The sequence below is a fragment of the Mesorhizobium sp. ES1-1 genome (assembly GCF_020164785.1).
In the GTDB taxonomy this organism is placed as follows: Bacteria; Pseudomonadota; Alphaproteobacteria; order Rhizobiales; family Rhizobiaceae; genus Mesorhizobium.
The window spans coordinates 402,550-428,567 of the sequence record NZ_JAIUGX010000002.1; the positions used below are offsets into that span (position 1 = coordinate 402,550).

Annotated in this window: 24 protein-coding genes and 1 pseudogene; 20 read left to right on the top strand and 5 right to left on the bottom strand. The window is 63.6% G+C overall.

From position 1 onward, the window contains the following. The first annotated feature begins 163 nt into the window (after positions 1-163). Positions 164-1,696, top strand: coding sequence for a DHA2 family efflux MFS transporter permease subunit (locus LB513_RS04720; protein ID WP_224662305.1), 1,533 nt, complete (start codon positions 164-166; stop codon positions 1,694-1,696). 22 nt (positions 1,697-1,718) lie between these two features. On the opposite strand, the gene LB513_RS04725 is transcribed toward LB513_RS04720, so the two are convergent. Next, positions 1,719-2,231 (bottom strand): CAP domain-containing protein, encoded by a 513-nt coding sequence (locus LB513_RS04725; RefSeq protein ID WP_224662306.1) that lies wholly within the window; start codon positions 2,229-2,231, stop codon positions 1,719-1,721. A gap of 96 nt (positions 2,232-2,327) precedes the next feature. Here LB513_RS04725 and LB513_RS04730 point away from each other — a divergent pair, with 96 nt between their 5' ends. From LB513_RS04730 to LB513_RS04740, 3 genes are all read left to right on the top strand, one after another. Then, on the top strand, positions 2,328-2,723 hold the full coding sequence (locus LB513_RS04730; protein ID WP_224662307.1) for a VOC family protein: 396 nt from the start codon (positions 2,328-2,330) through the stop codon (positions 2,721-2,723). Positions 2,724-2,948: 225 nt separating this feature from the next. Continuing rightward, the gene (locus LB513_RS04735; RefSeq protein WP_224662308.1) at positions 2,949-3,809 is read left to right on the top strand and encodes a TIGR01459 family HAD-type hydrolase; all 861 of its coding nucleotides are present in this window, start codon (positions 2,949-2,951) and stop codon (positions 3,807-3,809) included. Between the two features lie 6 nt (positions 3,810-3,815). Further along, on the top strand, positions 3,816-4,796 hold the full coding sequence (locus tag LB513_RS04740; protein WP_224662414.1) for a bifunctional riboflavin kinase/FAD synthetase: 981 nt from the start codon (positions 3,816-3,818) through the stop codon (positions 4,794-4,796). Here the strand turns inward: LB513_RS04740 and LB513_RS04745 are convergent, their stop codons facing one another. After that, the gene (locus tag LB513_RS04745; protein ID WP_224662309.1) at positions 4,797-5,351 is read right to left on the bottom strand and encodes an HdeD family acid-resistance protein; all 555 of its coding nucleotides are present in this window, start codon (positions 5,349-5,351) and stop codon (positions 4,797-4,799) included. Between the two features lie 190 nt (positions 5,352-5,541). Here LB513_RS04745 and LB513_RS04750 point away from each other — a divergent pair, with 190 nt between their 5' ends. The 3 genes from LB513_RS04750 to LB513_RS04760 all read left to right on the top strand — a co-directional run bounded on the left by LB513_RS04750 (position 5,542) and on the right by LB513_RS04760 (position 10,478). After that, a complete protein-coding gene (locus LB513_RS04750) occupies positions 5,542-6,354 on the top strand; it encodes a MipA/OmpV family protein (protein ID WP_224662310.1) in 813 nt (270 codons plus the stop codon). A gap of 233 nt (positions 6,355-6,587) precedes the next feature. Further along, on the top strand, positions 6,588-9,587 hold the full coding sequence (gene ileS / locus LB513_RS04755; protein WP_224662311.1) for an isoleucine--tRNA ligase: 3,000 nt from the start codon (positions 6,588-6,590) through the stop codon (positions 9,585-9,587). Between the two features lie 210 nt (positions 9,588-9,797). Then, the gene (locus LB513_RS04760) at positions 9,798-10,478 is read left to right on the top strand and encodes a hypothetical protein (RefSeq protein WP_224662312.1); all 681 of its coding nucleotides are present in this window, start codon (positions 9,798-9,800) and stop codon (positions 10,476-10,478) included. Between the two features lie 68 nt (positions 10,479-10,546). On the opposite strand, the gene LB513_RS04765 is transcribed toward LB513_RS04760, so the two are convergent. Next, on the bottom strand, positions 10,547-10,981 hold the full coding sequence (locus LB513_RS04765; protein ID WP_224662313.1) for a nucleoside deaminase: 435 nt from the start codon (positions 10,979-10,981) through the stop codon (positions 10,547-10,549). Between the two features lie 259 nt (positions 10,982-11,240). Between LB513_RS04765 and LB513_RS04770 the strand changes: the two genes are divergently transcribed. The 5 genes from LB513_RS04770 to LB513_RS04790 all read left to right on the top strand — a co-directional run bounded on the left by LB513_RS04770 (position 11,241) and on the right by LB513_RS04790 (position 17,717). Continuing rightward, on the top strand, positions 11,241-13,337 hold the full coding sequence (locus LB513_RS04770; RefSeq protein ID WP_224662314.1) for a pseudouridine synthase: 2,097 nt from the start codon (positions 11,241-11,243) through the stop codon (positions 13,335-13,337). Further along, entirely contained in the window at positions 13,334-13,888 is a 555-nt protein-coding gene (rsmD, locus tag LB513_RS04775; RefSeq protein ID WP_224662315.1) for a 16S rRNA (guanine(966)-N(2))-methyltransferase RsmD, read from the top strand. The genes LB513_RS04770 and rsmD overlap by 4 nt, the downstream gene beginning before the upstream one ends. Positions 13,889-13,999: 111 nt before the next feature. Further along, positions 14,000-15,370, top strand: coding sequence for a M16 family metallopeptidase (locus LB513_RS04780; RefSeq protein ID WP_224662316.1), 1,371 nt, complete (start codon positions 14,000-14,002; stop codon positions 15,368-15,370). A 248-nt stretch (positions 15,371-15,618) separates the two neighbouring features. Further along, positions 15,619-16,869: a M16 family metallopeptidase gene (locus LB513_RS04785; protein WP_224662317.1), complete on the top strand. Its 1,251-nt coding sequence runs from the start codon at positions 15,619-15,621 to the stop codon at positions 16,867-16,869. Further along, complete coding sequence (locus tag LB513_RS04790) at positions 16,866-17,717, top strand: patatin-like phospholipase family protein (RefSeq protein ID WP_224662318.1); 852 nt, start codon at positions 16,866-16,868, stop codon at positions 17,715-17,717. The genes LB513_RS04785 and LB513_RS04790 overlap by 4 nt, the downstream gene beginning before the upstream one ends. A 137-nt stretch (positions 17,718-17,854) precedes the next feature. On the opposite strand, the gene LB513_RS04795 is transcribed toward LB513_RS04790, so the two are convergent. Continuing rightward, the gene (locus tag LB513_RS04795) at positions 17,855-18,754 is read right to left on the bottom strand and encodes a LysR family transcriptional regulator (RefSeq protein WP_224662319.1); all 900 of its coding nucleotides are present in this window, start codon (positions 18,752-18,754) and stop codon (positions 17,855-17,857) included. 226 nt (positions 18,755-18,980) lie between these two features. Between LB513_RS04795 and LB513_RS04800 the strand changes: the two genes are divergently transcribed. From LB513_RS04800 to LB513_RS04820, 5 genes and pseudogenes are all read left to right on the top strand, one after another. Then, positions 18,981-19,715, top strand: a complete 735-nt coding sequence (locus LB513_RS04800) for an SDR family NAD(P)-dependent oxidoreductase (RefSeq protein WP_224662320.1) — start codon at positions 18,981-18,983, stop codon at positions 19,713-19,715. A gap of 48 nt (positions 19,716-19,763) precedes the next feature. Next, positions 19,764-19,871: pseudogene (locus LB513_RS04805) on the top strand (oxidoreductase); the annotation flags it as partial. Between the two features lie 20 nt (positions 19,872-19,891). Next, complete coding sequence (locus LB513_RS04810; protein WP_224662321.1) at positions 19,892-20,491, top strand: NADPH-dependent F420 reductase; 600 nt, start codon at positions 19,892-19,894, stop codon at positions 20,489-20,491. 59 nt (positions 20,492-20,550) lie between these two features. Continuing rightward, positions 20,551-20,955, top strand: coding sequence for a nuclear transport factor 2 family protein (locus LB513_RS04815; protein ID WP_224662322.1), 405 nt, complete (start codon positions 20,551-20,553; stop codon positions 20,953-20,955). Between the two features lie 76 nt (positions 20,956-21,031). Then, a complete protein-coding gene (locus LB513_RS04820; RefSeq protein WP_224662415.1) occupies positions 21,032-21,664 on the top strand; it encodes a class I SAM-dependent methyltransferase in 633 nt (210 codons plus the stop codon). A gap of 233 nt (positions 21,665-21,897) precedes the next feature. On the opposite strand, the gene efp is transcribed toward LB513_RS04820, so the two are convergent. Then, the gene (gene efp / locus LB513_RS04825) at positions 21,898-22,467 is read right to left on the bottom strand and encodes an elongation factor P (RefSeq protein ID WP_013532351.1); all 570 of its coding nucleotides are present in this window, start codon (positions 22,465-22,467) and stop codon (positions 21,898-21,900) included. Positions 22,468-22,590: 123 nt separating this feature from the next. Here efp and epmA point away from each other — a divergent pair, with 123 nt between their 5' ends. From epmA to LB513_RS04840, 3 genes are all read left to right on the top strand, one after another. Continuing rightward, positions 22,591-23,637, top strand: a complete 1,047-nt coding sequence (gene epmA, locus LB513_RS04830) for an EF-P lysine aminoacylase EpmA (RefSeq protein ID WP_224662323.1) — start codon at positions 22,591-22,593, stop codon at positions 23,635-23,637. 201 nt (positions 23,638-23,838) lie between these two features. Next, positions 23,839-25,182: a TldD/PmbA family protein gene (locus LB513_RS04835; protein WP_224662324.1), complete on the top strand. Its 1,344-nt coding sequence runs from the start codon at positions 23,839-23,841 to the stop codon at positions 25,180-25,182. Continuing rightward, positions 25,169-25,966 carry a 3'(2'),5'-bisphosphate nucleotidase CysQ gene (locus LB513_RS04840; RefSeq protein ID WP_224662325.1) on the top strand — a complete coding sequence of 266 codons (798 nt, stop codon included), beginning with the start codon at positions 25,169-25,171 and terminating at the stop codon, positions 25,964-25,966. Before LB513_RS04835 ends, LB513_RS04840 begins: the two co-directional genes overlap by 14 nt. The last annotated feature ends 52 nt before the right edge of the window (positions 25,967-26,018 follow it).

Consider the following 26,018-nt stretch of genomic DNA (forward strand, 5'->3'; position numbering starts at 1 on the left):
ACGTTTCCGGGCGGCAGGCGTCCGTCATGTCGAGACGCTCGGTCGATGTAACCCCCACATCGACATTCGCGTCCCACCGCGATGAGGGTCTTTCCTTGCGGAAGGCTCTGCCGCCCGGAAACCCAGCGTACACGGTTTCGTTACCGGTTGGAAGTTTTGCACCATGAGCACCCCAGAACCCTTTCGCGAAGTGCCGCATCGCGGCCTGATCACCGTGGCGCTCATGCTGGCGACGATTATGCAGGCGCTCGACACCACGATCGCGAACGTCGCGCTGCCGACCATGACCGGCGATCTTGGCGCGTCCCCGGACAACATCAATTGGGTGCTGACCTCCTACATCGTGGCCGCCGCCATCATGACGCCGGTGACCGGCTGGCTGGCCGACCGCTTCGGCCGCAAGGAACTGTTCCTTACCGCCGTCGTCGGCTTCACCGTATTCTCAATGCTGTGCGGCATTGCCTGGAGCCTGGAGAGCATCGTCTTCTTCCGGCTGATGCAAGGTGTTTTCGGCGCCGCAATCGTGCCCCTGTCGCAGACCTTCCTGCTCGATATCAACCCGAAGGAGCGTCATGGTCAGGCCATGGCGATCTGGGGGGCCGGCATCATGCTGGGGCCGATCCTGGGTCCGACGCTGGGCGGCTGGCTGACCGAGAATTTCAACTGGCGCTGGGTGTTCTTCATCAACCTGCCGGTCGGCATCGTCGCCTTCCTCGGCATGGCAGCCTATTTGCCGGCAGTCGCCAAGCGGGTGCGGAGCTTCGATTTCTTCGGCTTCGCCATGATTTCGCTTGGGGTCGGCGCGCTGCAACTGATGCTCGATCGCGGTGGCGAGGTCGACTGGTTTTCGTCGGTCGAGATATGGATCGAACTGGGTCTTTCCTTGACCGGCTTCTGGCTGTTCATCATTCACACGGTGACAGCTGAACATCCCTTCATCGATCCCAAGATATTTCTCGACCGAAACTTCGTGACCGGCCTGGCGTTCATCTTTGTCATGGGCGTGCTGATCCTGGCCTCGATGTCGCTGTTGCCGCCGATGCTGTCCACGATTTTCGGCTATCCGACCATCACCATTGGTATCGTCATAGGCCCACGCGGTATCGGCACCATGGTTTCGATGCTTGTCGTCGGGCGGCTGATGAGCCTTGTCGACGCGAGGATTCTCGTCGTCATCGGCTTCCTCCTGACCGCACAGTCGCTATACACGATGGCCGGTTTCACGCCCCAGATGGACAATTGGCTGATCCTGACCTCCGGCGTCGTCCAGGGGCTCGGCATGGGAATGGTGTTCGTGCCCCTGTCGACCGTGGCCTTCGCCACGCTCGACGTTCGCTTCCGCACCGACGCCACGGCCTTGTTCAGCCTCGTGCGCAATCTCGGCTCATCGATCGGTGTGTCGGTGGTGACGGTGCTGATGGTGCGCAACACGCAGGTCAATCATTCGGAACTGTCCTCCTTTATCAACCCGTTCAACCCAAATCTGTGGGCGGTATCGCCAGCCGCGGCAGGCGGCGATCCCACGGCGCTGTCGCAGATGGACCGGCTGGTCAATCTGCAGGCGATGATGATCTCCTACGTCAATGATTTCAAATTGCTGATGGTGATGACGCTGCTCGCCATCCCCTTCGTCTTCCTTTTGCGCAAACCCAAGCAAGCGCCGGCTGCTGGCGCGCCGGCGGCCCATATGGACTAGGTGAAGCCGCCGATGTGCTTGGCTATTTGCCCAGCACAAGGCTCCAGTAGCGGACGGCGCCGTCGCGACCGTCGCGCACATAGGCAAGCCCAAAGCGGGTGAAGCGTGGGTCGAGCATGTTGGCGCGGTGGCGGGGCGAATGCACCCAAATGTCGAACAGTTTCTGCTGGTCGAAGCGGCCCTCGGCGATGTTCTCGGCCGCGGCCCCGGTAATGCCATTGTCCTTGACGCGGGAGGCGAAATCCTTGCCCCGGCCGGTCGTGTGACTCATCCGTTTGCGCTGCGCCATGTAGCCGGCCTGCTGCAGCGCGGCCTGTTCGAGCTGAGCATCGGGAACAAGCGGCGCGAGCCCGGACGAGGCGCGGATGGCGGCCAGCGTGCCAGTGGCCGACGATGACACGCCGGCGCCGGCACCGGTCGGCCGCGAAACGGTCGTGCAGGCGGCGAGCCCCACCAGAAACGCCAGACCTGCCGGTTTGAGCCAGCTGCGCAGGCTCGGGCTTTCTTGACGGGTTGGGATTTTTCCAGCTGTCATGTTGCTTGACATAGTCGCGATCATGGCTTTTGCCGGGCAGGTCGCCGAAAATCGTGACAACAGACCGAAGCCGATTCCAGAAAAGGAGATCGCGAAATGCTGCACCACATTTCCTTGGGCGTTTCCGACATCGAGCGCGCTGCTGCCTTCTACGATGCCGTGTTGGCGCCGCTCGGCTATATCAGGGTCTGGGACGATCTCAGACCCGGCGAACCGGATCAGGCGGTGGGCTACGGACCTGGTGGTGGCGGCGACAAGCTGGCGCTGAAACTCCGCCCGAACGGACGCCCGCCGGGTCCAGGCTTTCACCTGGCCTTCACTGCGACCAACAGACGGAGCGTTGAACAATTTCATGCAGCCGCACTTGCCCATGGCGGCCAAGAAAACGGCGCGCCCGGCCTGCGCCCGGATTACGGACCGAGTTATTATGCCGCCTTTGTCGTCGATCCAGACGGTCATCACATCGAAGCCGTCTTCAATGCGCCACAATAGGTCCGTGCGACCGTCTCGCACCGAATTTCCGGCACCTACGACCATTGCCGATACCGGCGACAGCGCTCGGGATCCCAATGGCAGCTCGAACCGCGCAGTGGCGATCGGGGCATCCGTTCACGCGTTGAAAGCGGGTGACAGGCCGGAGTGGTTCGGCTAATCCGGGCCGGCTGCGGCGAACCGTCGGTCGCGGTGCTCGCAACGATCCGGACTGAAGGAAACGGCATGGCGAATTCGCCTGAAATCATCGCCTCGCTCGAAGAACTGTCGAAATCCTATTCGGCAATTGTGTGTGACGTCTGGGGTGTCGTGCACAATGGCGAGAGCCCTTTTCCCGTGGCGGCCTCGGCGCTGGCAAGAGCCCGGGAGGCGGGAATTCCTGTCGTCCTGATCACAAACTCGCCGCGCCGACATTCCGATGTCGTGGCGCAGATGAATACCATCGGTGTTTCAACCTCGGCCTATGACCGGGTCGTCACCTCAGGCGACGTCACCCGCGATCTGATCGCCGCAGGCCCGCGCAAGATTTTCCATATTGGCGCAGACCGCGATCTCAACCTTTACGATGATCTCGACGTCGAGCTTGTCGAGGAGTTCGAGGCGTCCGGTGTCGTCTGCACCGGGCTGTTCGATGACGAGGTCCAGACGCCCGATGACTACAACGAGCTGCTACAGCGGTTGCGCACCAGGGACCTGCCCTTCATCTGTGCCAACCCCGATATCGTGGTCGAACGCGGCGAACGCATCATCTGGTGCGCGGGCGCACTGGCTCGCGACTATACCCAGTTCGGCGGTCGCACCCTGATCGCGGGAAAACCCCACGCGCCGATCTACAAGGTCGCGATGACGGAGGTGGCGGACATCCTCGGCCGCCCGGTGGAGCGCAGAGAGGTTTTGGCCATTGGGGACGGCATGTTCACCGATGTGAAAGGCGCCGCCGACAATGGGTTCGATGTACTCTATGTCTCCGGCGGCATCCATGCGCGCGACTATGGCGATGCGTCGCGACCGGATCCTGCAAGACTGTCGGCCTTTCTTGAGAAGCATGGCTATCGTCCGGTCGCCGTGATTCCAAAGCTGCGGTAGATGACGATGGCAGCCTTCCAGCACCTTCGGGCAACCACGCCGGTGCCTGCCGAATTGCGTGGCGGAGTTGTAGCGATCGGCAATTTCGATGGTGTCCACCGCGGCCATCAGGCGGTGCTCGAGCGGGCCCTGGCCGAAGCCGGGCGGCGTGGCGTGCCGGCCATGGTTCTGACCTTCGAGCCGCATCCGCGAAAGGTCTTCAGGCCTGACCTGCCGCTCTTCGTGCTGACGCCTCCGGCGATGAAGGCGCGGCTCCTGTCGTTGCTTGGTTTCGCAGCGCTGGTCGAGCAGCCCTTCACGCCCGGCTTCGCTTCGCTGTCCGCGGAAGCCTTCGTGACCGACGTGCTGGAGACAAGCCTTGGCGTCACCCATGCCGTGACCGGCTTCGATTTCCATTTCGGCAAGGACCGTCAGGGGGGACCGGCCTATCTGATGGCGGCTGGCGAGCGTCACGGCTTCGGCGTCACTCTGGTCGATGCCTTTCGCGACGAGGGGGCGGAGGTGGTGTCTTCGAGCCGCATTCGCGGATTGCTCACCGAAGGCGGTGTGGAGGAAGCCGCCGGATTGCTTGGCTATCGCTTCACCGTCGAGAGTGAGGTCGTGGGCGGGCAGCAACTCGGCCGCACCCTCGGCTTTCCAACCGCCAATATGAGACTTTCGGCCGAGGCCGCCTTGAAGGAGGGCATCTATGCCGTCCGTTTTCGCCGCGCCGACGGCACGTTACACGATGGCGTCGCCAGCTTCGGCCGGCGCCCGACGGTGGACGACAATGGCGCGCCGCTTCTGGAGACCTACCTTTTCGATTTTTCCGGCAGCCTGTATGGCGAGACCTGCCAGGTATCCTTCTTCGGTTTCCTGCGCCCCGAGGCGAAATTCGACGGATTGGATGCGCTGGTCAGCCAGATGAAGCGCGACGAGGCTGAGGCGCGCAGTCTGCTCTCCGGCGTCAGGCCGCTCTCCGAGCTCGACGCGTCGATGGCTTTCTGACTATTTTTTCAGGGCGAGGCCGAGGGCAATGAAGGTCCAGCCCTGGAACATCAGGTCGATCGCCAGGAAGAGCCCGAGTACCCAGATGCTGTTGACCGGCCAACCCATGGCGATGATCAGGCCAGCCAGCACACTGATTAGACCGGCCGCGACGACCCAGCCCCAGCCGGGTTCGGGCCTGTGACTATAGCCTACCCAGGCGCGAAGCGCCCCTGAAGCGACGAGTGCGATCGCCAGCAGGAACGTCAGCACCGCCGAGGCCAGCAGCGGATTGTCGAAGGCGAAGAAGCCGGCGACCGCATAGAGCAGGCCGCTCAGCAGCCAGTAGAAGAAGCGGCTCCAAGTCTTGACGCCGAAAGCATGCACGATCTCGATGGCGCCGGCCATCAGCATAAGCCATCCCACAACATAGACCGAGGCGACCGTGGCGACGAACAGATTGCCGAAGGCTATGCCGCCGAGGATGAGGAGAAGCACGCCGAGCGCGACAAACCATCCCCATTTTGCCCGGGTCTGAATGATTGCGGTTTTCAAGGCGTCGCCATGCAGGGTCATGTCGCGAGTTCCATCCGGGAACGAGGAATGCTGCCGACAGAACGTTAGTCCTGGTGGCCGCGCACGTCCAGTCGGCACAGGGGAGGATTGCCGCGAACGCGCACGGATGTCTCTGGGTTAAATCAAATTTTACCACACGCCCCTCAAAGCTGTGTCGGGTAGCCGTGTGTACTGTGTTAGTGGAGTGGCCATGAGTCCGGTTCGGAAAATCTCTGCGGTTCTGGCCATTGTGATGCTGGCGACGCCTGGCGTCGCCGCAGCCGGTGAGGGGGCGTTTGGCTGGCTCTCCGGCGACTGGTATCTGACGGTCGGCGCTACCGGCATGGTCGCGCCGAATTTCGAGGGCGGCAAGAAGTACCTGCTTAGCGCCTCGCCGATCATTTCCCTAGGCAAGGCCGGTCCGGAGGCCCGCTTTACGTCTCGCAACGACAACATCTCACTGGCCTTGTTGGACGACGGCAGCATTCGCGCCGGCCTGACGGGAAAATTTCTGTTTTCCCGGGACGAAGGCGACGCCGACGAATTGCGAGGCCTCGATCCGGTGCGTTGGGGCGGCGAAGTCGGCGGCTTCTTCGAATTCTATCCGACCAACTGGATTCGGGCGCGCGCCGAACTGCGCCACGGCGTACGCGCCCATAATGGTTTCGTGGCCGATATCGCGGCCGACGCCTTCTACGATGTCACTCCGACCATCAGGATTTCAGGTGGCCCGCGCGTTTCCTTCGCTTCGTCGAAATATTTCGATGCCTATTACGGCGTCGACGCCCAGGAGGCCGTGGCCTCCGGCCTGAGCCAATATCACCCCGGCGGCGGACTGAAATCGACGGGCCTGGGCGGCGCCGTAACCTGGAAAGTGTCCGAGCCGATGACCGCCAGCCTGTTCGGCGAATATTCCCGGCTGATGGGCCCAGCCGCCGATTCCAGCCTGGTCCGGGAACGCGGCGACCGCAACCAGTTCACCGTCGGCGTCTCGACCACTTATCGCTTCAACTTCACCATGTGAGTGAATCCGGCGCGAGACGCTTTATTCCTGCGCCCTTCTCCGCTAAAAGCCCACCGATGACGAGCTTTCTGCGCCTCTACGCGCCGACGATACGAATTACCGGCCCGGTGTTCCGGGCGGCCTGAGGGTCGCCGGAGCTGCCGGGAATGTTGCGCGCGCCCTCTCGCGCTTTTTCCAGATCATGATAGTTCAATGCCGCAGGCCGTATGGCCCGGCACATCCATGGCAGACCGATGACCGAAGACAATCAATCACCGATCGATTATTCAAAGACGCTGTACCTGCCGCTGACGGATTTCCCAATGCGCGCTGGCCTGCCTGAAAAGGAGCCGCTACTGGTCAAACGCTGGCAGGACATGGACCTTTACAGGATGCTGCGCGAAAGCGCCGCCGGCCGCACAAAATACGTGCTGCATGATGGTCCGCCCTACGCCAACGGCAACATCCATATCGGCCATGCGCTGAACAAGATCCTCAAGGACGTCATCACGCGCTCGTTCCAGATGCGCGGCTATGACTCGAACTATGTGCCGGGCTGGGACTGCCACGGCCTGCCGATCGAGTGGAAGATTGAGGAACAGTACCGCGCCAAGGGCAAAAACAAGGACGAAGTGCCGGTCAACGAATTTCGCAAGGAATGCCGTGACTTCGCCGCACACTGGATCTCCGTGCAGGGCGGCGAGTTCCAGCGCCTCGGCGTCATCGGCGATTTCAAGAACCCCTACACGACCATGGCCTTCCACGCGGAGTCGCGCATCGCCGGTGAACTGCTGAAGTTTGCCATGTCGGGCCAGCTCTATCGCGGCTCCAAGCCTGTCATGTGGAGCGTCGTCGAGCGCACCGCTTTGGCCGAGGCCGAGGTCGAGTACCAGGACTATGAGAGCGACACGATCTGGGTGAAGTTTCCGGTCAAGAGTTCTGGCAAGGACACGGTCTATAAGGTCGTGGACGACGAGACCGGCGAAGAAACAGGCGCGCAGATCGTTCTTGCACCGCCAGGCAGCTTGACCCTGGCCTATGTCGTAATCTGGACAACGACCCCATGGACCATCCCCGGGAACCGTGCCGTCAGCTATTCGCCGCGCATCAACTATGGTCTCTATGAGGTAACTGCGGCTGAGAACGCCTTCGGACCGCAGCCAGGCGAGAATCTGATCTTCGCCGACGCACTTGCCGAGGATTCGGCGGCCAAGGCGAAATTCACTTTGAATCGGCTTCGCAACGTGAGTGCCGAAGAGCTTGGAAGCCTTACGCTTTCGCATCCGTTCAAGGGTCTTGGCGGCGGTTATGAATTCGATGTTCCGATGCTTGCCGGCGATCATGTTACCGACGACGCCGGCACCGGCTTCGTCCACACGGCGCCCGGCCATGGTCGCGAGGATTTCGACGCCTGGATGGACGCGGCCTCCGACCTGCGCGCGCGCGGCATCGATCCCGCCATCCCCTTCACCGTCGACGATGCCGGCTTCTTGACCAAGGACGCGCCGGGCTTCGGCCCGGATCGCGAGGGTGGCGCGGCACGCGTCATCGACGACAATGGCAAGAAGGGCAACGCCAACCAGGCTGTCATCGACGAACTGATCAAGCGCAACGCGCTGTTCGCCCGGGGCCGCCTGAAGCATTCCTATCCGCATTCCTGGCGTTCGAAGAAGCCGATCATCTTCCGCAACACGCCGCAATGGTTCGTCTACATGGACAAGGACCTTGGCGACGGCACGACGCTGCGCAGCCGTGCACTCAAGGCTATCGACGACACGCGTTTCGTGCCTGCGGCCGGCCAGAACCGCATTCGCGCCATGATCGAGGAACGCCCCGACTGGGTGCTCTCGCGCCAGCGCGCCTGGGGCGTGCCCATCGCCGTCTTTGCCGACGAAGACGGCAATGTCCTGAAGGACGAGGCCGTCAACCAGCGCATCATGGATGCCTTCGAGCAGGAAGGCGCCGACGCCTGGTTCGCGGCCGGCGCCAAGGAGCGCTTCCTCGGCAATCACGATGCGTCCAAGTGGAAGCAGGTGATGGACATCCTCGACGTCTGGTTCGATTCGGGCTCGACGCATGCCTTCACCCTGGAGGATCGTCCCGACCTGAAATGGCCGGCCGACGTCTATCTCGAAGGCTCCGACCAGCATCGCGGCTGGTTCCATTCCTCGCTGCTCGAAAGCTGCGGCACCAGGGGCAGGGCGCCCTACAACGCGGTCGTCACCCATGGCTTCACCATGGACGAGGATGGCCGCAAAATGTCGAAGTCGCTCGGCAACACGGTCGTGCCGCAGGACGTCATCAAGCAGTCCGGAGCCGACATTCTGCGTCTGTGGGTGGTGACGACAGACTATTGGGAGGATCAGCGGCTCGGCAAGAACGTGCTGCAGACCAACATCGACGCCTATAGGAAGCTGCGCAACACCATACGATGGATGCTGGGCACGCTCGCGCATGACGATGGCGAAGTGGTAGCCCTTGGAAACATGCCGGAACTCGAGCGGCTGATGCTGCACCGACTGGCCGAACTGGATGAAGTGGTGCGCTCGGGCTATGAGGCCTTCGAGTTCAAGCGCGTCACCCGCACATTGCTCGATTTCATGGTTGTCGAGCTTTCGGCCTTCTATTTCGACATCCGCAAGGACGCGCTCTATTGCGACGGGCCGTCGAGCCTGAAGCGCAAGGCTTCGGTCCAGGTGGTGCGCCATCTCTTCGACTGCCTGGTCAAATGGCTGGCGCCGATGCTTCCCTTCACGACGGAGGAGGCCTGGCTCGACCGCCATCCCGACGCCGTTTCCGTGCATCTCGACCAGTTTCCGCAAATCCCCGTCGATTGGAAGAACGAGGCGCTGGCGGAAAAGTGGCGCAAGGTGCGGCAGGTTCGCCGAGTCGTCACCGGAGCCCTGGAGATCGCTCGCGCTCAGAAGGTGATAGGCTCGTCGCTGGAAGCGGTGCCGGTCGTTACCATCAACGACGCGGCGCTCGAAGCCGCGATTGCCGATGTCGACATGGCAGAGATGGCGATCACCAGCGATCTCGTTGTTGCTCATGGAGAGGCGGCGCCCGGCGCCTTCACCCTCGAGGATGTTCGGGATGTCGCGGTCGTGGTCGAGAAGGCCGAGGATCGCGGTCTGGTCAAATGCGCCCGTTCCTGGCGCTACACCGCCGATGTCGGGCAGGATGCCGCATTCCCCGATGTTTCGGCGCGCGACGCGGCGGTGCTGCATGAGTTGAAGGCGCTTGGCCGGCTTTGACGGGCCGGTGGGCTGGTTGGTCGGTGCACAAATGCCACGCCGGGCGGCGGAAAACCGGCCGCGCGTTGCCCTTAACGAGTGGTTGAGGTAAACACGCGAAACTCCGGACGACAAATTGTCGCCGGATTTCCGTCGCAAGTGCTTGCACGATGGGGACCGGACCTTGGACCGGTGGCAATCGAGAGGCTGTCTAGAGTGGGACTGTTTGGCATGACCGAGAGATTCAACGCGCGCCTGGCGCTGCTGGCGCCGCTTGTCGCATCGGGCCTCGCACTGTCCGGCTGCATGGGCTCGCCGACCTACGGCACCGACAAGACCGCCGGCGAACAGTTGGCCGGCGATCTTTCTGGCGCCTTCTCCTTTGCTCCTAAGAGCAAGGAGCGGATCGATTACAAGCCGCGCCCGACCTTGGTGAAGCCGGCCCCCGGCCAGAAGGGCGCATTGCCGACGCCGCAGGACAGCATCGAGACGGCAAGCGCCGAATGGCCCGAATCGCCCGAGCAGCGCCGCGCCCGCCTGCGCGCCGACGCCACCGCGCATCAGAACGATCCGGCCTATCAGTCCGAGATCGTCGACGACGTGCAGACCGATCCGGCGTCCGTGAAGAAGGCAATGGCGGACTCAGGTTCGAGCCACCCCCCGGCATGGTCGCCCGCCGATTCCGACAAGGGCCGTGCCGCTGAAATCCAGCGTCGTCTTGCCGACAGCAAGCAGGGCGACCCGACCACCCGCAAATATCTGAGCGAACCGCCGGTGCAGTATCGCGTCGCCGCCGGAACGGCGCCAACGAACGAGCTTGGCGAGGACGAGTACAAGAAGGAACGTCGTCTCAGGAAGGAAGCGGAAGGCAAGAAGAGCGGCGGCTGGTTCGACTGGCTGCCCTCCCTGTAGTCTTTGCGCCTGGCCGCGCCTTAGAGCTAGTTCGGAGGAAAACCGTTTCACGCTTTTCCTGATTTACTCTAAGGGTCGCGCCGTTCGCGAAAGAAATCCTTCAGTAGCCGGGCGGCCTCCGCTTCGCCGAGGCCCGGATAGATGTCGGGCCTATGGTGGCAGGTCGGCGAGGCGAAAAAACGAACGCCATTGACCGTCCCGCCGCCCTTCTCATCCGCCGCGCCAAAATAGAGCCGGCGCAGCCGGGAAAACGAAATGGCCGCGGCGCACATGGGGCAGGGCTCCAAGGTGACATAGAGATCGTGGCCGGGCAGCCGCTCGGACGAGAGCTCGCGGCAGGCCTGGCGGATCACCAGCATCTCGGCGTGCGCTGTAGGATCGGCGAGTTCGCGGGTGCGGTTGCCAGCACTGGCGACGACATTGCCTTCGCTGACGATGACGGCCCCGACGGGCACCTCGCCGCGCTGGGCGGCAGCCTCGGCCTCCTGCAGCGCCAGCGCCATGAAATCCGGTCGTCTCCCCCTCATTTCCATGCCGATTTTTCTCCTCGCCATCCAGCTTTCTGGTTTTCGTTTGTCTTCCCGAAAAGCCGGCCCCACTTTTCCCTGACAAACTCCGACGATCCTGTTATTGAGCGCATCAACCCGAAAATCGGACTCGATTTTCGGAAATGATCATGCGCCAAATCAGAGATGCACCGGTGTTCGTTGCGCGCCCGAAAGGATGCGCCACGCTGTAGCAGCGCAAATGGACAAAGGCCACATGGACGACAGCGACAAGAAATCTCCGCGCCAGAGAGGCCCGGGCAAGAAACCAGCGGCGCCGCGGGGCGAGAGGGGCGGCAAGCCGTCCTTTGGCGCAAAGAAACCTTATACGCCGCGTAGCGACAGGCCGATGGCAGCCGAAGGGGAGCGGCCGAAGCGGGATTTCAAGAGCGGCGACAAGCCGTTCAGCAAAGGCCCCCGCAAACCTTACGCACCGCGCGGCGACCGTCCGGTGGCGGCCGAAGGCGAGCGCAAGCCTTATGAAAAGCGCGAAGGTCCCCGCAAACCTTACGCACCGCGCGGAGACCGTGCGTCGGCGGCCGAAGGCGAGCGCAAGCCCTATGAAAAGCGCGAAGGCCCGCGCAAACCCTACGCGCCTCGCGGTGACCGTCCGGCGGCAGAGGGCGAGCGCAAGCCCTATGAAAAGCGCGAAGGCCCGCGCAAACCCTACGCGCCTCGCGGTGACCGTCCGGCGGTAGAGGGCGAGCGCAAGCCCTATGAAAAGCGCGAAGGACCCCGCAAGCCCTACGCACCTCGAGGTGACCGTCCAGTTGCCGCTGCGGCAGAGGGCGGCGAGAAACGCTTTGACCGTCCCAAGCGCGATTTCAGTGACCGTCCGAAACGTGACTTCGCCGATCGCCCAAAGCGCGATTTTGGCGGTGATCGTCCTAAACGCGATTACGCCGATCGGCCGCAGGGCGCTTCGCCAGGCGGCTTCAAGCCTCGTCCGCGCTCAGCGGACGCTACGGAAGAAGCGGGCGAGCGTATCGCCAAGCGGCTGGCACGTGCCGGCCTTGCTTCGCGCCGTGATGCCGAGGAACTGATCGCCGCCGGCCGCGTCAAGGTCAATGGTCGCGCGCTGACCTCGCCGGCTTTCAACGTCATGCCGAGCGACATCATCCATCTCGATGGAATGGAAATCCCACCAATCGAGCGCACGCGCCTGTTCCTGTTCCACAAGCCGGCGGGTGTTGTCACGACCAACCGTGATCCGGAGGGCCGCAAAACCGTATTCGACGTGTTGCCGGCAGAACTGCCGCGGCTGATGACCATCGGCCGTCTCGACATCAACACCGAGGGTCTGCTGCTTCTGACCAATGATGGCGGTCTGTCGCGCGTGCTGGAATTGCCGGCCACCGGCTGGCTGCGCCGTTACCGCGTGCGGGTCCACGGGAAGGTCGAGGAAAGCGCGCTTGCCGGCCTGCGTGAAGGCATCGCCGTCGACGGCGTCTTCTATGGCGCCATCGAGGCGACGCTCGACCGCGAGCAGGGCACCAACGCCTGGCTGACCATCGGCCTTCGCGAAGGCAAGAACCGCGAGGTCAGGAACATCCTTGGCTCGCTTGGCCTGGACGTCACACGACTGATCCGCATCTCCTACGGCCCCTTCCAACTCGACGACCTCGCCGAGGGCCATGTCCAGGAGGTCAACGGCCGCGTGCTGCGCGACCAGCTCGGCGAGCGGCTGGTCGAGGAATCCGGCGCCAATTTCGATGCCGACATCACCAAGCCGTTTTCGAATAGGCCGGTGCGCCGCACCGAGACCCGGGAGCCGGAACCGGAGAGGCCGAAATTCACCCGTGACGGCGAGCGCCGGCCGATCGGCGAGGGCGGGCTGATCAAGAACCGCAAGCGCCGCGAAGGCAGCCGCGACGAGGCGTTGGGCAAGCTATCGACCAGTCCCGACAGGGGCGCGGAAAAGAGCTTCGGCGAACGCACTGCGCGGCCAGAGCGCGGCGGTTTCGGCGACAAGCCGCGCGGCAATTTTGGCGACAAACCGCGCGGCGGCTTCGGTGACAAGCCTCGCGGCTTTGGTGGCAAGAAGCCGGAGCGCGAGCAGAAGCCGATCGAGCCTCCCGGCCAGCGCAAGGCCAATGTCTGGATGGCGCCCGGGGCGCGCCCGATCGGCAAGGGCAGGGCGGAAGCCGATGCCGCGAAGGCCGCCGACGCCAAGGCCCGCAAGGCATCTTTCAAGCCATCCTATGGCAAGCCGGCCGGAGCCAAACCGTTCGGCAAGCCGCGTGGCGAGCGCCCCGGCGATGCAGGGGGTGGTGAACGGCCCCGCAATGGTCCCAAGGGTCCAAAAGCCAGATGAGAATTGTCGGCGGGGAGTTTCGCGGGCGCCCACTGGCGACGCCTCGCAGCAGCGCCATTCGCCCGACGACCGATCGAACGCGCGAGGCCGTCTTCAACGTGCTGGCGCATCGCTTCGCCGGCTACCTTGAAGCCGCCCGCGTCCTCGATCTGTTCGCCGGCACCGGTGCGCTAGGCCTCGAAGCGCTGTCTCGCGGCGCCTCCTATGGCGTCTTCATCGAGGACTCGGCCGAGGGCCGTGGCCTGATACGCGACAATGTCGAGGCGTTCGGACTGACGGGACGAACCAAGATCTTCCGGCGCGACGCGACGGGGCTTGGTGAGGCGGGCACGCTAGCTCCGTTCGGCCTCGTCTTCGCCGATCCGCCCTATGGCAAGGGTCTAGGCGAGCGCGCCCTGCAATCGGCGCGGGCCGGCGGCTGGCTGCGTCCGGGCGCGCTGTGTGTCGTCGAGGAGGCTGCTGCCGCGCCGTTCGAGCCAGGGCCGGGCTTTTCCGTGCTGGACGAGCGCAACTACGGCGAGACCGTCATCCGCTTCATCGAAGCTGCGTGAGATCACGGTCGGCCTCTTTGCCGCCGCCTTTACCGGCAACATGACCAACAATTCACTTTGCTTGTCATGCAGACCCTGCCTATCGTTCTGTCGAGGAAACCGGAGCCATTGATGACATTTCAGGCTGGATGGCTGCGCGCGGCGCTGCTTTCGACAACGCTGGCTTTCACCATGGCAGGACCGGTTCTGGCCGACAGGGCGCCTGACGCGTTCAAGGTAACCGATTTCCTGCTCGACAACGGCATGGAGGTCGTGGTCATCCCCGATCATCGCTCGCCGATCGTCACCCACATGGTTTGGTACAAGATCGGCAGCGCCGACGAACCGCCAGGCAAATCCGGCATCGCCCATTTCTTCGAGCATCTGATGTTCAAGGCCACGACCAATCACGCCGCCGGCGAATTCGACCGTGCCATTGCCGATATTGGCGGCTCCAACAATGCCTTCACCTCCTATGACTACACCGCCTACCACGAGACGGTGGCGCCGTCGGCGCTCGAACAGATGATGAGCTTCGAGGCCGACCGCATGCGCAACCTCATTCTCAACGACAATGTCATCAAGACCGAGCGGGACGTCATCCTCGAGGAGCGCCGCTCGCGCATCGACAACAATCCGCAGGCGGTGCTGGACGAGGAGGTCGATGCGACGCTGTGGCAGAACCAGCCTTACCGCATTCCCGTCATCGGCTGGATGCAGGAGATGCAGCAGCTCAACCGCACCGACGCCACGGCCTTCTATGACAAATATTACCGGCCCAACAATGCAGTGCTGATCGTGGCTGGTGACATCGAGCCCGAAACGGTGCGGGCACTGGCCGAGAAGACCTATGGCAAAGTGGCGCGCGGCCCCGATCTGCCGCCGCGTATCCGGCCGGTAGAGCCGGAGCAGAACACCAAGCGCACCGTCACGCTGTCCGATGCCCGCGTCAGCGTACCGAGTTTTTCGACGCAATGGATGGTGCCGTCCTATCATTCGGGCAAGCCGGGAGAGGCGGAGGCGCTTGACCTCCTGGCGGAAATCCTTGGCGGCGGCAGTCGCAGCCGGCTCTACCAGGCGCTCGTCGTTCAGCAAGGCATCGCGTCCAATGCAGGCGCCTTTTTCCAGGGCACCATGCTCGACGACACGAGTTTCACCGTCTACGGCGCGCCTCGCGGTGACGCGAAACTGGCCGACGTGGAAGCCGCCGTCGACGCGGAAGTGGCGCGGATCGTCAGGGATGGCGTCACCCCGTCGGAGCTGGAAAAGGCCAAGGACCGCTATGTCCGGTCGATGATCTTCGCCCGCGACAAGCAGGATTCCATGGCCAACATCTACGGCGCGACGCTGGCCACCGGCGGCAACGTCCAGGATGTCCAGCAATGGCCGGACCGCATCCGCGCCGTCACCGCCGACCAGGTCAAGGCCGTGGCGGCGCGCTATCTGGTGCTTGGCCGGTCGACGACCGGCTATCTCTTGCCGCAGCAACAGGCGGGGAATTGATCATGATCAACGAGCGCAGTGGCTCTTTCCCTTCTCCCCTTGTGGGAGAAGGTGGCCTCGCCAAGCGAGGTCGGACGAGGGGTATTTCGGCTTGGAGCCGACAGCATTCCGTCGCGCACCCCACCGTGTCGGCGCTGCGCGCCGATCCACCTTCTCCCACAAGGGGGGAAGGAAAGGCGCGCGCAGCGGTCGCAACCTTCTTCCTCTCCGTCCTCTTCCTGGTCCTGCCGGCTCTCACCGCGCGGGCCATGGACATCCAGTCCGTTACCTCGCCGAAGGGCATCACCGCCTGGTTGGTGGAGGATTATTCCGTTCCCGTCGTCGCCATCCGCTTCGTCTTCGACGGCGGCTCGACGCAGGATCCCCCGGGCAAGGAGGGTCTGGCGAATCTGATGACCGGCGTGTTCGACGAAGGCGCCGGTCCTCTCGACAGCGAAGCCTTCCAGATCAAGCTCGATGATGCCGGTGCCGAGATGGGCTTCGAGGAAAGCCGCGACGGCCTCTACGGCTCGATGCGCATGCTCTCCGAACAGCGCGACGCGGCTTTCGACCTGTTGCGGCTGGCAGTCAACGAGCCGCGCTTCGATCAGCTGCCGATCGATCGCATCCGCGGCCAGATCCTTTCGGGCATCATCGCCGGTGAGAATGACCCGGACACGATTGCCCAGAACAAATGGGCGCGCGCGCTGTATGGCGACCACCCCTACTCGCGCTCCGATCAGGGCACCAGGCAGAGCATCGCCGCCATCACACGGGATGACCTGAAAGCCTTGCACCGGGCGATCTTCGCGCGCGGCGGCCTGCATGTCGCGGTCGTCGGCGCAATCGATGCCGAGACGTTGAAGAAAAAGCTGGACATGGTGTTCGGCGATCTGCCGCAGAACCAGGCGCTCGCCCCGGTTGCCGACATCGATCCGAAACTGGCGCAGCATGTCGAGGTCGACTACGACCTGCCGCAGACCTCGCTGCAACTCGCCTATCCCGGCGTCAAGCGTAAGGATCCGGACTTCTTCGCCGCCGTGCTGATGAACGAGATCCTCGGCGGCGGCACCTTCACGTCGCGCCTGTTCCAGGAGGTCCGCGAAAAGCGCGGGCTGGCCTACAGCGTCAACTCCTCGCTGATCAACCAGGACCATGCCACCGCGCTGATCGTCAGCACTGGCACGCGCTCCGACCGCGCGGCCGAGACGCTGGGCATCGTCCGCGACGTGGTCAAGAAACTGGCGGAGGAGGGCCCGACCGAGGCCGAACTGGCGGCGACCAAGAAATATATGATCGGCGCTTACCCCATCAACAATCTCGATTCGTCGAGTTCCATTGCCGCGACGCTGGTGGAACTGCAGCTCGACGATCTCGGCATCGATTACATGCAGCGCCGCGCCGCCTATATCAACGGGGTGACTCTCGACCAGGTCAAGGCGGCGGCGAAGAAGCTGCTGTCGGCCGAACCGACTATAATGGTCATCGGGCCGAAGCTGGCCGAGTCTGGCAAAGGATGAGCCCGACCTTCGGCATCGCCTTCGGCGGCGGCGGTGCGCGCGGGCTGGCGCATATCCATGTCATCGAGGCGTTGGACGAACTGGGCATCAGGCCGGTGACGATCGCCGGCTCGTCGATCGGCGCGATCATGGGGGCCGGCATGGCCTCGGGCATGACCGGCAGGGAGATCCACGATTACGCCCGCTCGATCCTGGGCCGCCGCGCCGAAGTGGCGAGCCGCATGTGGCGGGCGCGCCCGGGCACGATTGCGGAGGCCATGCAGGGTGGGATCCGCGTCAGCCAGTTCAACGTCGAGCGCATCCTCAAGGCCTTCCTGCCCGAGGCGATCCCCGGAACCTTTGCCGAGCTGAAAATCCCGCTGAAGGTGACCGCAACCGACTATTTCGGCCACAAGCTCGCTGTCTTCAACGAGGGCGACCTGCATTCCGCCCTTGCCGCTTCGGCCGCCATTCCCGCTGTGTTTCGCCCGGTGGAGCGTGACGGCAGGCTGCTCATCGACGGCGGCATCTACAACCCGGTGCCCTTCGACCTGATCGAGAGGGAGGCCGACATCATCATCGCCGTCGACGTCGTCGGCGCGCCGGAAGAGGTCGACCGCAAGCAGCCGACCTCCGTCGACCTGATGTTCGGCGCCACGCAGTTGATGATGCAATCGATCATCGCCAACAAGCTGAACCAGAGCCGCCCCGACATCCTCGTCCGCCCGGCCGTATCAAGGTTCCGCGTGCTCGATTTCCTGAAGATCGACGCGCTGATGAACGAGACGGCGGATATCAAGGACGAGCTGAAGCGGCAGGTGGAGCAGGTGCTGGAGGCGCGACGGCAAGTGCGGCAAGCGGAAGGCTAGGTGAGCGGAGCCGACCTTCAGCAAAGGCCTGCCGCCGCCTATGCCGCTTGTTAAACTGCGAACCTATTAGAGAGATCCCATTCGACCCCGGCTGGGCTTGGGGAGATCAAGGCCACATTCCTTTGTTCCTCCATCGATTATCTGGCGGGGGTTCCGGACTGTCCCGTGAGAAGCGGGGCGTGCGCGGCAAGCCTGCGGGACAAGAACTCGGTAAAGAGTTGCACGCGCTTCGTCTTGCGTGTCTCCCCCTGCGTAAGAAGCCAGAGCGTTCCGTACATGTGCAGGTCAGTCCCCGGCACTCTAGCCAGCAATGGGTCGGCATCGCCGATGAAGCAAGGCAGCGTCGTCATCCCGAGCCCTTGGCGTAGGGCAGCGATCTGCGCTTCGCCGTCCGTGGTCCTGAAAGGCACTCCCGTGACGCGAACCTCACCCTCACTGGCCCACTCTGGAATGCCATGCATGCTGATGACGACCCACCGGATGGGATCTGACGCGCCTGCACGCCATGCGGCCAGCCGATCGGAGGATATGTAGACGCCGCCGAACACCTCCGGTCCTTTCAGGCCGTGAAGATTGAGCGGCAGGGTTTTGCGGTCGTAGACGACGCGGACTGCCACGTCGGCCTCCCGGTTTGTCAGATTTGCGAGCTCTCCGGACGACAGGATTTCGATCTCGATATCCGGATGAAGCCGCGCGAAATCGGCAAAGTCCGGCATCAGCAGGTGTGTCGCGACGGGTGGTGCCAGCGTCACCCGCAGAAGTCCGCGCACGTTCTGGTCGCGCCCGAAGACACGGCTCTCCAATTGGTGCGATGACGCCTCCATCCTCTCCGCAAGTTCGAGGACCTCCTCGCCGGCTAACGTCAGGCGGTAGCCGGAGGGCATCTTATCGTACATCCGCGTTCCGAGGCGTGCCTCAAGCTGCGCAATGCGTCGCAAAACGGTTGAATGATTGACCTCAAGGCGCTTGGCAGCGGCTCGCACCGAGCCGGCTCGGGCCACGGCAAGAAAGTAACGAACGTCATCCCAATCGATCATGGTGCAATCCGGCACCGCGTGGTGCGTCTTCCCAAGCGCGTATCTAACACATCGCCCAGAGTTGTGGCCATCGCCAAGCTGGCGTCAATCGTAAAGGCGGATCGTTTTCGCACCACCGAAGTGCGCGCTTGTGTACTGAAAGCCTCGGTCCGGCAGACCCATCTCTGGTGCCTCGGCAAGCGTTCGAGCAGCGCCGGACTGACACGCACTAAGGAGACAACACGTCATGACCAGATTAAATGGAAAGACCGCCGTGATCACGGGTGGTGCAACCGGCATCGGCCGCGCAGCGGCAAAGCGCTTCATCGAGGAAGGAGCGTTCGTCTTCATCTTCAGCCGCCGTCAGGATGCGCTCCACGCCGCTTTGGCCGACCTCGGGCCCAGCGCACGCGCGGTGAAGGGCTCGGTCTCCGAAGAGGCGGACCTTGACCGCCTCTATTCAGCGATAAAGGTTGAACGCGGAAGCCTCGACATCGTCTTCGCCAATGCCGGGACGGGAGGCCCGCTTCCGCTCGGCGAGATCACTGCCAAGCACATCGACGAAACCTTCGATACCAATGTGAAGGGTACGATCTTCACGGTCCAGAAGGCGTTACCGCTCATGGGCCTGGGCGGTTCGATCATCCTGACCGGGTCAAGCGCCGGCACCACGGGTGCTCCAGCATTCACCGCCTACAGCGCAAGCAAGGCAGCGGTGCGCAATCTCGCGCGGACCTGGGCGGAAGACCTGAAGGGCACCGGCATACGGGTCAACGTGCTGTCGCCCGGGGCGACCGCGACCGAACTGGCGAAGGAAGCGTTGGGCGAGGAGGGTCAGAAAGCCTACGGCGCGATGACCCCGCTCCAGCGCATGGCGGATCCTGCGGAGATCGCGGCCGTTGCCGCCTTTCTCGCATCGTCGGACAGCAGCTTCATGACCGCCAGCGAAGTTGCCGTCGACGGTGGCCTGGCGCAACTCTGACCGCGTCGCGATCCAGCGCCTGGGCAGCAACACGTAGGATAGAACATCATGAAAAAACTTGAAGGCAAAGTCGCGGGCATCACGAGCGGAAGCAGCGCGATCGGGTTGGCAACCGCCAAGCGCTTTGTGGAGGAAGGCGCACACGTCGTAATCACTGCAAATTCAGGACAAGTATCATGAGCTACGCAATTATCGGCTTTGGCAAGATCGGTCACGCTCTCGCCAAGGCGTTTGCCCGCAAGGGCATCGAAGTATCGGTTGTAACCACGCGCAACCCGGAAAGCTTTGCGGCCGATGCGGCCGCGATCGGACGCCAAATCATTCCCAAGACTTTGACGGAAGCGGTCAAGGCGGACGTCATCTTTCTGGCTGTCCATTTTGGATCGCACCGGGATGTCGCGAAGGCACTGCCCAGCTGGCAGGGCAAGATCATCGTCGATGTGACCAATGCCTATGGCGTGCCCCCTGAAGAGTTGCAAGGACAACCTTCTTCCAAGGCCATGGCGAAGGCTTTCACCGGGGCAAGGCTGGTCAAGGGCTTCAACCATCTGCTCGCCGCCACCCTTGCCCAGGATCCGGCCGTTCCCGGGGGCAGGAGAGTGGTGTTTTTGGCGAGCGACGATGACGCTGCCGCCGCGGAGATCGGTACGCTCGCGGAAAGTCTCGGATTCTCGCCGGTCAAACTTGGCGGACTGTCGGCAGGTGGGCTGCTGGTCCAGGCGCGCGGAAACAGCTGGGGCCGACTGATCTTTCAGGACCTGGTGAGATTCGACTGACACGGCGTCCTTGCCGGCAGAACGCTGGCGATCCGATCCAGGTGAAATGGAGAATTCCCATGAGTGTCGAGAAGAACATCCAGACCGTGAAGAACTTCTTCGCCGCGATCGGCCGCGGCGACAGGGAGGCTCTGTTGGCGCTGGTAGCCGAAGACATCGAGTGGATCATTGCTGGCAAGGACTGGCCGCTAGCTGGGACACGTCACGGACACGCCGGGCTGGCGGACTTGCTTGAGACGGCATCCAAGTCAATGGAAACGTCCACCGAACCGCGGGAATTCGTAGCGCAAGGAGACCGTGTCCTGGTCATCGGATTTGCCCAGGGGAAGATCAAGGCCACGAACAGGACGTTCGAAGACAACTGGATATTCGCCATCACCGTCCGGGATGGCAGGCTGACCAACATCCGTGAATATGTCGACACGCAAGCATTGGCCCGCGCCGCGCAGATGGACGCTGCCTAGCGCCGGCTCTCTGTGGCCGTTGGCACGGGGTGTATGCCGTGCGCTCTTCGAAGGCCAGCCGTAAAAGGAGATTCCGATTTACGACCAACCCAAGCTATCCGAGTTGATCCGGTTCGCGCGCATTGCTGCTGGGTCCACCGTGATCGATGTTTACCCGGGCGACGGCGACTGGACCCGTCTCTTCTCCGAGATTGTGGGAGCCGAAGGGCGGGTCTACAGCTTCGTCCCGGCCGAAGTTGCCGACTTCAAGAATGATCCGGTCGGTCGCATACAGACGCTTGCGAAGGATCCGGACCGAACGAACGTCGAAGGTGTATCGGCGGACCTCGTGGCGATGCCGGAAGTCACGCTACCAGCTGATGTCGTGTGGGTGCACCTGTTCTACCACGATCTCCATACCGCGCTGATGCAGAAGAAGGGCGCGACGGCGGCCCAGTTCAATCGAGCTGTCTACGAGCGGCTGAAGCCCGGCGGGTCCTATGTTATCGTCGATCACGCCGCAGCCGCAGGAGCGGGCACGAGCGACACCCAGTTGCTGCATCGGATTGAGCCTGCATCCGTTCGCGCGGAAGTGGAGGCGGCCGGCTTCGTTCTGGACGCGCAAAGCACCATCCTCGCGAACAAGAACGATTGGCACTCGGTCAAGGTCTTCGATCCCTCGATCAAGGGCGAGACCGATCGCTTCGCCTTTCGATTCTTCAAGATCTGACGCCGGGCCAAGACAACGATAAGGTCGGCGCTCTCGCCGGGACGCGTCGCCGCCACAAGCGGCGACCTGTTGTGGCGGTTTAGAAACGCTTGGCGACGAGGCTGGCTGAAGCCGGATGGCCCGCTTCCTACCCGACGACAGCCATTCCACGCCTGTCTAAAAAGGTCGCTCCTGTCGCGATGCGATCGCGGAGGAGTAGACGGCCTCGCCACTCGCTCCCGAGCCCTCAGCCCTCAGTCCTTCGCCCGCTCCACATACGCCCCGTCAGCGGTCATAACCACCACGCGGGTGCCGGGGGCGATGTGCGGCGGCACAAGGGTGCGTACGCCGTTGGAGAGCACGGCCGGCTTGTAGGACGATGAGGCCGTCTGGCCCTTGGTCGTCGGCTCGGTTTCTACCACTTCGAACGTGGCGCGCTGCGGCAGCACCAGGGAGATGGCGATGCCGTTGAACTGGGAGACCTGCACGGCCATGCCTTCCAGCAGGTAAGGCGCCATGTCGCCGACCACCGCTTCCGACACCGCCACCTGGTCGTAGGTCTCGGGGTTCATGAAATGGAAGCCTTCGCCGTCCCGATAGAGGAAGGTGTGCTCGCGCTCCTCGACATAGGCGCGCTCCACCTGCTCGGTGGTGCGGTAGCGCTCCGAGACCTTCACCCCGTCGCCGATGCGGCGCATGTCGAGCTGCGTCACCGGCGTGCCCTTGCCCGGGTGGATGTTTTCGGCAAAGAGGATCACATAAAGCTTGCCGTCCTTGTCGACGACATTGCCTTTGCGGAGCGAACTGGCGATGACTTTCACCACGGTTTTAAATCCTGCGAGAGTTGACTGGCGTTTGCCGGCTCGTGCGGCTGTGCGGTCGGGCCTAGCGCATCTCGAGGCGAACCGCCAGCCCCCCGGGCGAACTCACCTGGCTTCAATGCGGCCATGACGTCTGCTTCGCCCTGGTGGACGCCGCATGTCCATGCCGACCGCCGGCCGCGGCTGATGCAGCGCAATGCCATCGCAGCAAGCTTGCGCGATTGGTTCGCCAGCCGCGATTTCATCGAAGTGGAGACCGCTGCCCTTCAGGTCTCCCCGGGCAATGAGGCGCATCTGGCGGCTTTCGCCACCGAAAGCGTCGGGCCCGACGGCACGCGCGCGCCGCTCTATCTCCACACCTCGCCGGAATTCGCCTGTAAGAAGCTGCTCGCTGCCGGCGAGGTCAGGATTTTCAGTTTCGGGCCGGTCTACCGCAACCGCGAGCGCGGCGCCTTGCACCATCCCGAATTCACCATGCTCGAATGGTACCGGGTCGGCGAGACCTATGAGAGCCTGATGGGCGATTGCGCCGATCTGCTGGCGCTGGCCGCGACGCGGGCAAGCGCCTCTCGCTTTTCCTTTCGCGGCCGCGACTGCGACCCGTTCGCGGAGCCGGAACGGCTGACGGTGGCAGAGGCCTTCGCCCGCCATGCCGGAATCGATCTGCTGGCCACGGTTTCAGCGGATGGCGCCACAGACCGCGATGCGCTGCATGCCGCCCTGGTCAGCGCGGGGCTGCGCACGGCGCCGGACGACAGTTGGGCCGATCTGTTCAGCCGGGTCATGGTCGAGAAGATCGAACCTTTCCTCGGGCAGGGGCGGGCGACCATCCTGTGCGAATACCCGCTTGCCGAAGCGGCGTTGGCCCAGCCGAGCCCGCGCGATCCCCGCGTCGCCGAGCGCTTCGAACTCTATTGCTGCGGCGTCGAACTCGCCAACGGCTTCGGCGAATTGACCGATGCAAATGAGCAGCGCCGGCGCTTCATCCTCGATATGGACGAGAAGGAGCGCGTCTATGGCGAACGCTATCCGCTCGACGAGGATTTCCTGGCCGCGCTCGCCATCATGCCGCAAGCCAGCGGCATTGCGCTCGGCTTCGACCGCCTGGTGATGCTGGCGACCGGCGCGCGCACCATCGAGGACGTGATCTGGACGCCTGTCGCCGCATCTTGAGCTGTTTGGACGGCGCATTGCCTTGGAAAGTCCGGATTTCCTAAGCATGACCGGCCGGAAGCTTCGAACCTACCTGGATTGGGCTCGGTGGTGGCCATGAACGGATGAACTTTGATTGAACCGCCGCGCCATTGCACAAGCGCGACCGGGACAATAGATGGGTGGCAGCGGCACTAGCCGCTCCCAGCAGGAATAATGCGCATGACCGATACATCAGATGCGGCAAAATTGACCGACCGCGTCGCGGCCCTGGTCGAGGCCGCCAGGAAGGCAGGCGCCGATGCCGCCGACGCGGTCGCGGTGCGCGGCCGCTCGACCGGCGTGTCCGTGCGGCTTGGCAAGGTCGAGGGCACCGAATCCTCGGAGAGCGAGGATGTCGCGCTCCGCGTCTTCGTCGGCGCCCGCGTCGCGAGCGTGTCGGCGACTGCCGCGTCCGACCCGAAAACGCTGGCCGAGCGCGCCGTTGCCATGGCGAAAGTGTCGCCCGAGAATCCCTATCAGGGACTGCCGGATCCGGCACTGCTGGCAAAGCAGACCAGGGATCTCGACCTGTTCGACGCCACCGAAGTGTCAGCCGACCGGTTGAAGGAAGACGCACTAGAGGCGGAAGCAGCCGCACTGGCGGTCAAGGGCGTGACCAATTCCGCCGGCGCCAGCGCCGGAGCTGGCTTTGGCGGGCTGGTGCTTGCCACCTCTCACGGCTTCCTTGGCCACTATGTCGGCTCGCGTTTCTCGCGCTCCGCCAGTGTCATCGCCGGCGAGGGCACCGGCATGGAACGCGACTATGAATTCTCCTCGCGTCAGCATTTCGCCGATCTCGATGCGCCGCAGGATATCGGCCGCAAGGCCGGCGAGCGCGCTGTGCGCCGCATCGGCGCGCGTAAGGCAGAGACCGGGCCGGTGGACGTCGTGTTCGATCCGCGCGTCGCGCGCGGCATTGCGGGCCATCTGGCCGGAGCCATCAATGGCGCTTCGGTCGCGCGCAAGACATCGTTCCTGCGTGACATGATGGGCAAGCAGGTGGCCGCCGCCGCGATCACCGTCACCGACGAGCCGCTCAGACGGCGTGGCCAGGCGTCACGCCCATTCGACGGCGAGGGCGTCGAGGGCCAGAAGCTGCTGATGGTCGAAAACGGCGTGCTAAATCATTGGTTCCTGTCGACATCGGCCGCGCGCGAGCTTGGTCTCGTCACCAATGGGCGCGGCTCGCGCAGCGGCTCATCCGTCTCCCCCTCATCGACCAATCTCGCGATCGAACCGGGCGAAAGCTCGCCGGAGGACTTCATCAAGTCGCTGAAGAGCGGCTTCTATGTCACCGAGGTGTTCGGCCAAGGCGTCGACATGGTCACCGGCGAATACAGCCGTGGCGCCTCCGGCTTCTGGATCGAGAATGGCGCGCTGGCCTATCCCGTGGCCGAAGTGACCATCGCCTCGAACCTCAAGACCATGTTCCTCAATATGGTTCCGGCTGATGACCTCGACCGCAATTTCGGCACCGCCGCGCCGACGCTCCTGATCGAAGGCATGACCCTTGCCGGATCTTGACCTTATCACCACAGCCGATGACTTGGCGCTGCTGCGCGATGCCGCCCGTGAGGCAGGGAACATCGCCATGCGCTACTTCGGCAACAGCCCGCAGGTCTGGCTGAAGAGCGGTAACTCGCCTGTCAGCGAAGCAGATCATGCCGCCGACGCCTATCTGCGCGAGACGCTACTGGCGGCGCGGCCCGACTATGGCTGGCTGTCGGAGGAGACGGCGGACACGCCGGCGCGGTTGTCGGCCCGCCGCACCTTTGTCATCGACCCGATCGACGGCACGCGCGGTTTCCTGGAAGGACAGCGCAGCTGGTGCGTCAGCGTCGCCGTGGTCGAAAAGGGTCGCACGTTGGCCGGCGTGCTAGAATGTCCCGCGACCGAGGAGAGCTATTGGGCGCGGCTCGGCGAAGGTGCCTTCCGCAACGGCCAGCGCATTGCCGTGCGCAAGCCCGTTGAGACGGTGGAGGTTTCCGGGGTCAAGCAGCTGATCGACCTGATGCCCGCCGAGTGGCGGGCCCGGTTGAAGCGGGCGCCTTACAGTCCTTCGCTCGCTTACCGGCTGGCCATGATCGCCAACGGCACGCTCGACGGAACTTTCGTCAAGCCGAATGCGCATGACTGGGATATCGCCGCCGCCGATCTCATCCTGCGCGAGGCAGGCGGCCAATTGCTCGACCAGCATGGCAGCGCGCCGCTCTATGCCGGCGAAGTGATTCGCCATGGTGTTCTTGTCGCCGGCAGCGGTGAGTTGCTGGCCGTGCTCGCCGGCGTCGTTGCCGGGATGGATGCTTGAAAGCGCTTCGCCGGGCGAGATGAATTCATCTCGTCCTAAAGGTTCCAAAGTC

Bases quoted from the DNA above. Each gene is read 5' to 3' on its own strand.
- LB513_RS04720 (WP_224662305.1), top strand. From the start codon at position 164: ATGAGCACCCCAGAACCCTTTCGCGAAGTGCCGCATCGCGGCCTGATC.
- LB513_RS04725 (WP_224662306.1), bottom strand. From the start codon at position 2,231: ATGACAGCTGGAAAAATCCCAACCCGTCAAGAAAGCCCGAGCCTGCGC.
- LB513_RS04730 (WP_224662307.1), top strand. From the start codon at position 2,328: ATGCTGCACCACATTTCCTTGGGCGTTTCCGACATCGAGCGCGCTGCT.
- LB513_RS04735 (WP_224662308.1), top strand. From the start codon at position 2,949: ATGGCGAATTCGCCTGAAATCATCGCCTCGCTCGAAGAACTGTCGAAA.
- LB513_RS04740 (WP_224662414.1), top strand. From the start codon at position 3,816: ATGGCAGCCTTCCAGCACCTTCGGGCAACCACGCCGGTGCCTGCCGAA.
- LB513_RS04745 (WP_224662309.1), bottom strand. From the start codon at position 5,351: ATGACCCTGCATGGCGACGCCTTGAAAACCGCAATCATTCAGACCCGG.
- LB513_RS04750 (WP_224662310.1), top strand. From the start codon at position 5,542: ATGAGTCCGGTTCGGAAAATCTCTGCGGTTCTGGCCATTGTGATGCTG.
- ileS (WP_224662311.1), top strand. From the start codon at position 6,588: ATGACCGAAGACAATCAATCACCGATCGATTATTCAAAGACGCTGTAC.
- LB513_RS04760 (WP_224662312.1), top strand. From the start codon at position 9,798: ATGACCGAGAGATTCAACGCGCGCCTGGCGCTGCTGGCGCCGCTTGTC.
- LB513_RS04765 (WP_224662313.1), bottom strand. From the start codon at position 10,981: ATGGCGCTGGCGCTGCAGGAGGCCGAGGCTGCCGCCCAGCGCGGCGAG.
- LB513_RS04770 (WP_224662314.1), top strand. From the start codon at position 11,241: ATGGACGACAGCGACAAGAAATCTCCGCGCCAGAGAGGCCCGGGCAAG.
- rsmD (WP_224662315.1), top strand. From the start codon at position 13,334: ATGAGAATTGTCGGCGGGGAGTTTCGCGGGCGCCCACTGGCGACGCCT.
- LB513_RS04780 (WP_224662316.1), top strand. From the start codon at position 14,000: ATGACATTTCAGGCTGGATGGCTGCGCGCGGCGCTGCTTTCGACAACG.
- LB513_RS04785 (WP_224662317.1), top strand. From the start codon at position 15,619: ATGGACATCCAGTCCGTTACCTCGCCGAAGGGCATCACCGCCTGGTTG.
- LB513_RS04790 (WP_224662318.1), top strand. From the start codon at position 16,866: ATGAGCCCGACCTTCGGCATCGCCTTCGGCGGCGGCGGTGCGCGCGGG.
- LB513_RS04795 (WP_224662319.1), bottom strand. From the start codon at position 18,754: ATGATCGATTGGGATGACGTTCGTTACTTTCTTGCCGTGGCCCGAGCC.
- LB513_RS04800 (WP_224662320.1), top strand. From the start codon at position 18,981: ATGACCAGATTAAATGGAAAGACCGCCGTGATCACGGGTGGTGCAACC.
- LB513_RS04810 (WP_224662321.1), top strand. From the start codon at position 19,892: ATGAGCTACGCAATTATCGGCTTTGGCAAGATCGGTCACGCTCTCGCC.
- LB513_RS04815 (WP_224662322.1), top strand. From the start codon at position 20,551: ATGAGTGTCGAGAAGAACATCCAGACCGTGAAGAACTTCTTCGCCGCG.
- epmA (WP_224662323.1), top strand. From the start codon at position 22,591: ATGACGTCTGCTTCGCCCTGGTGGACGCCGCATGTCCATGCCGACCGC.
- LB513_RS04835 (WP_224662324.1), top strand. From the start codon at position 23,839: ATGACCGATACATCAGATGCGGCAAAATTGACCGACCGCGTCGCGGCC.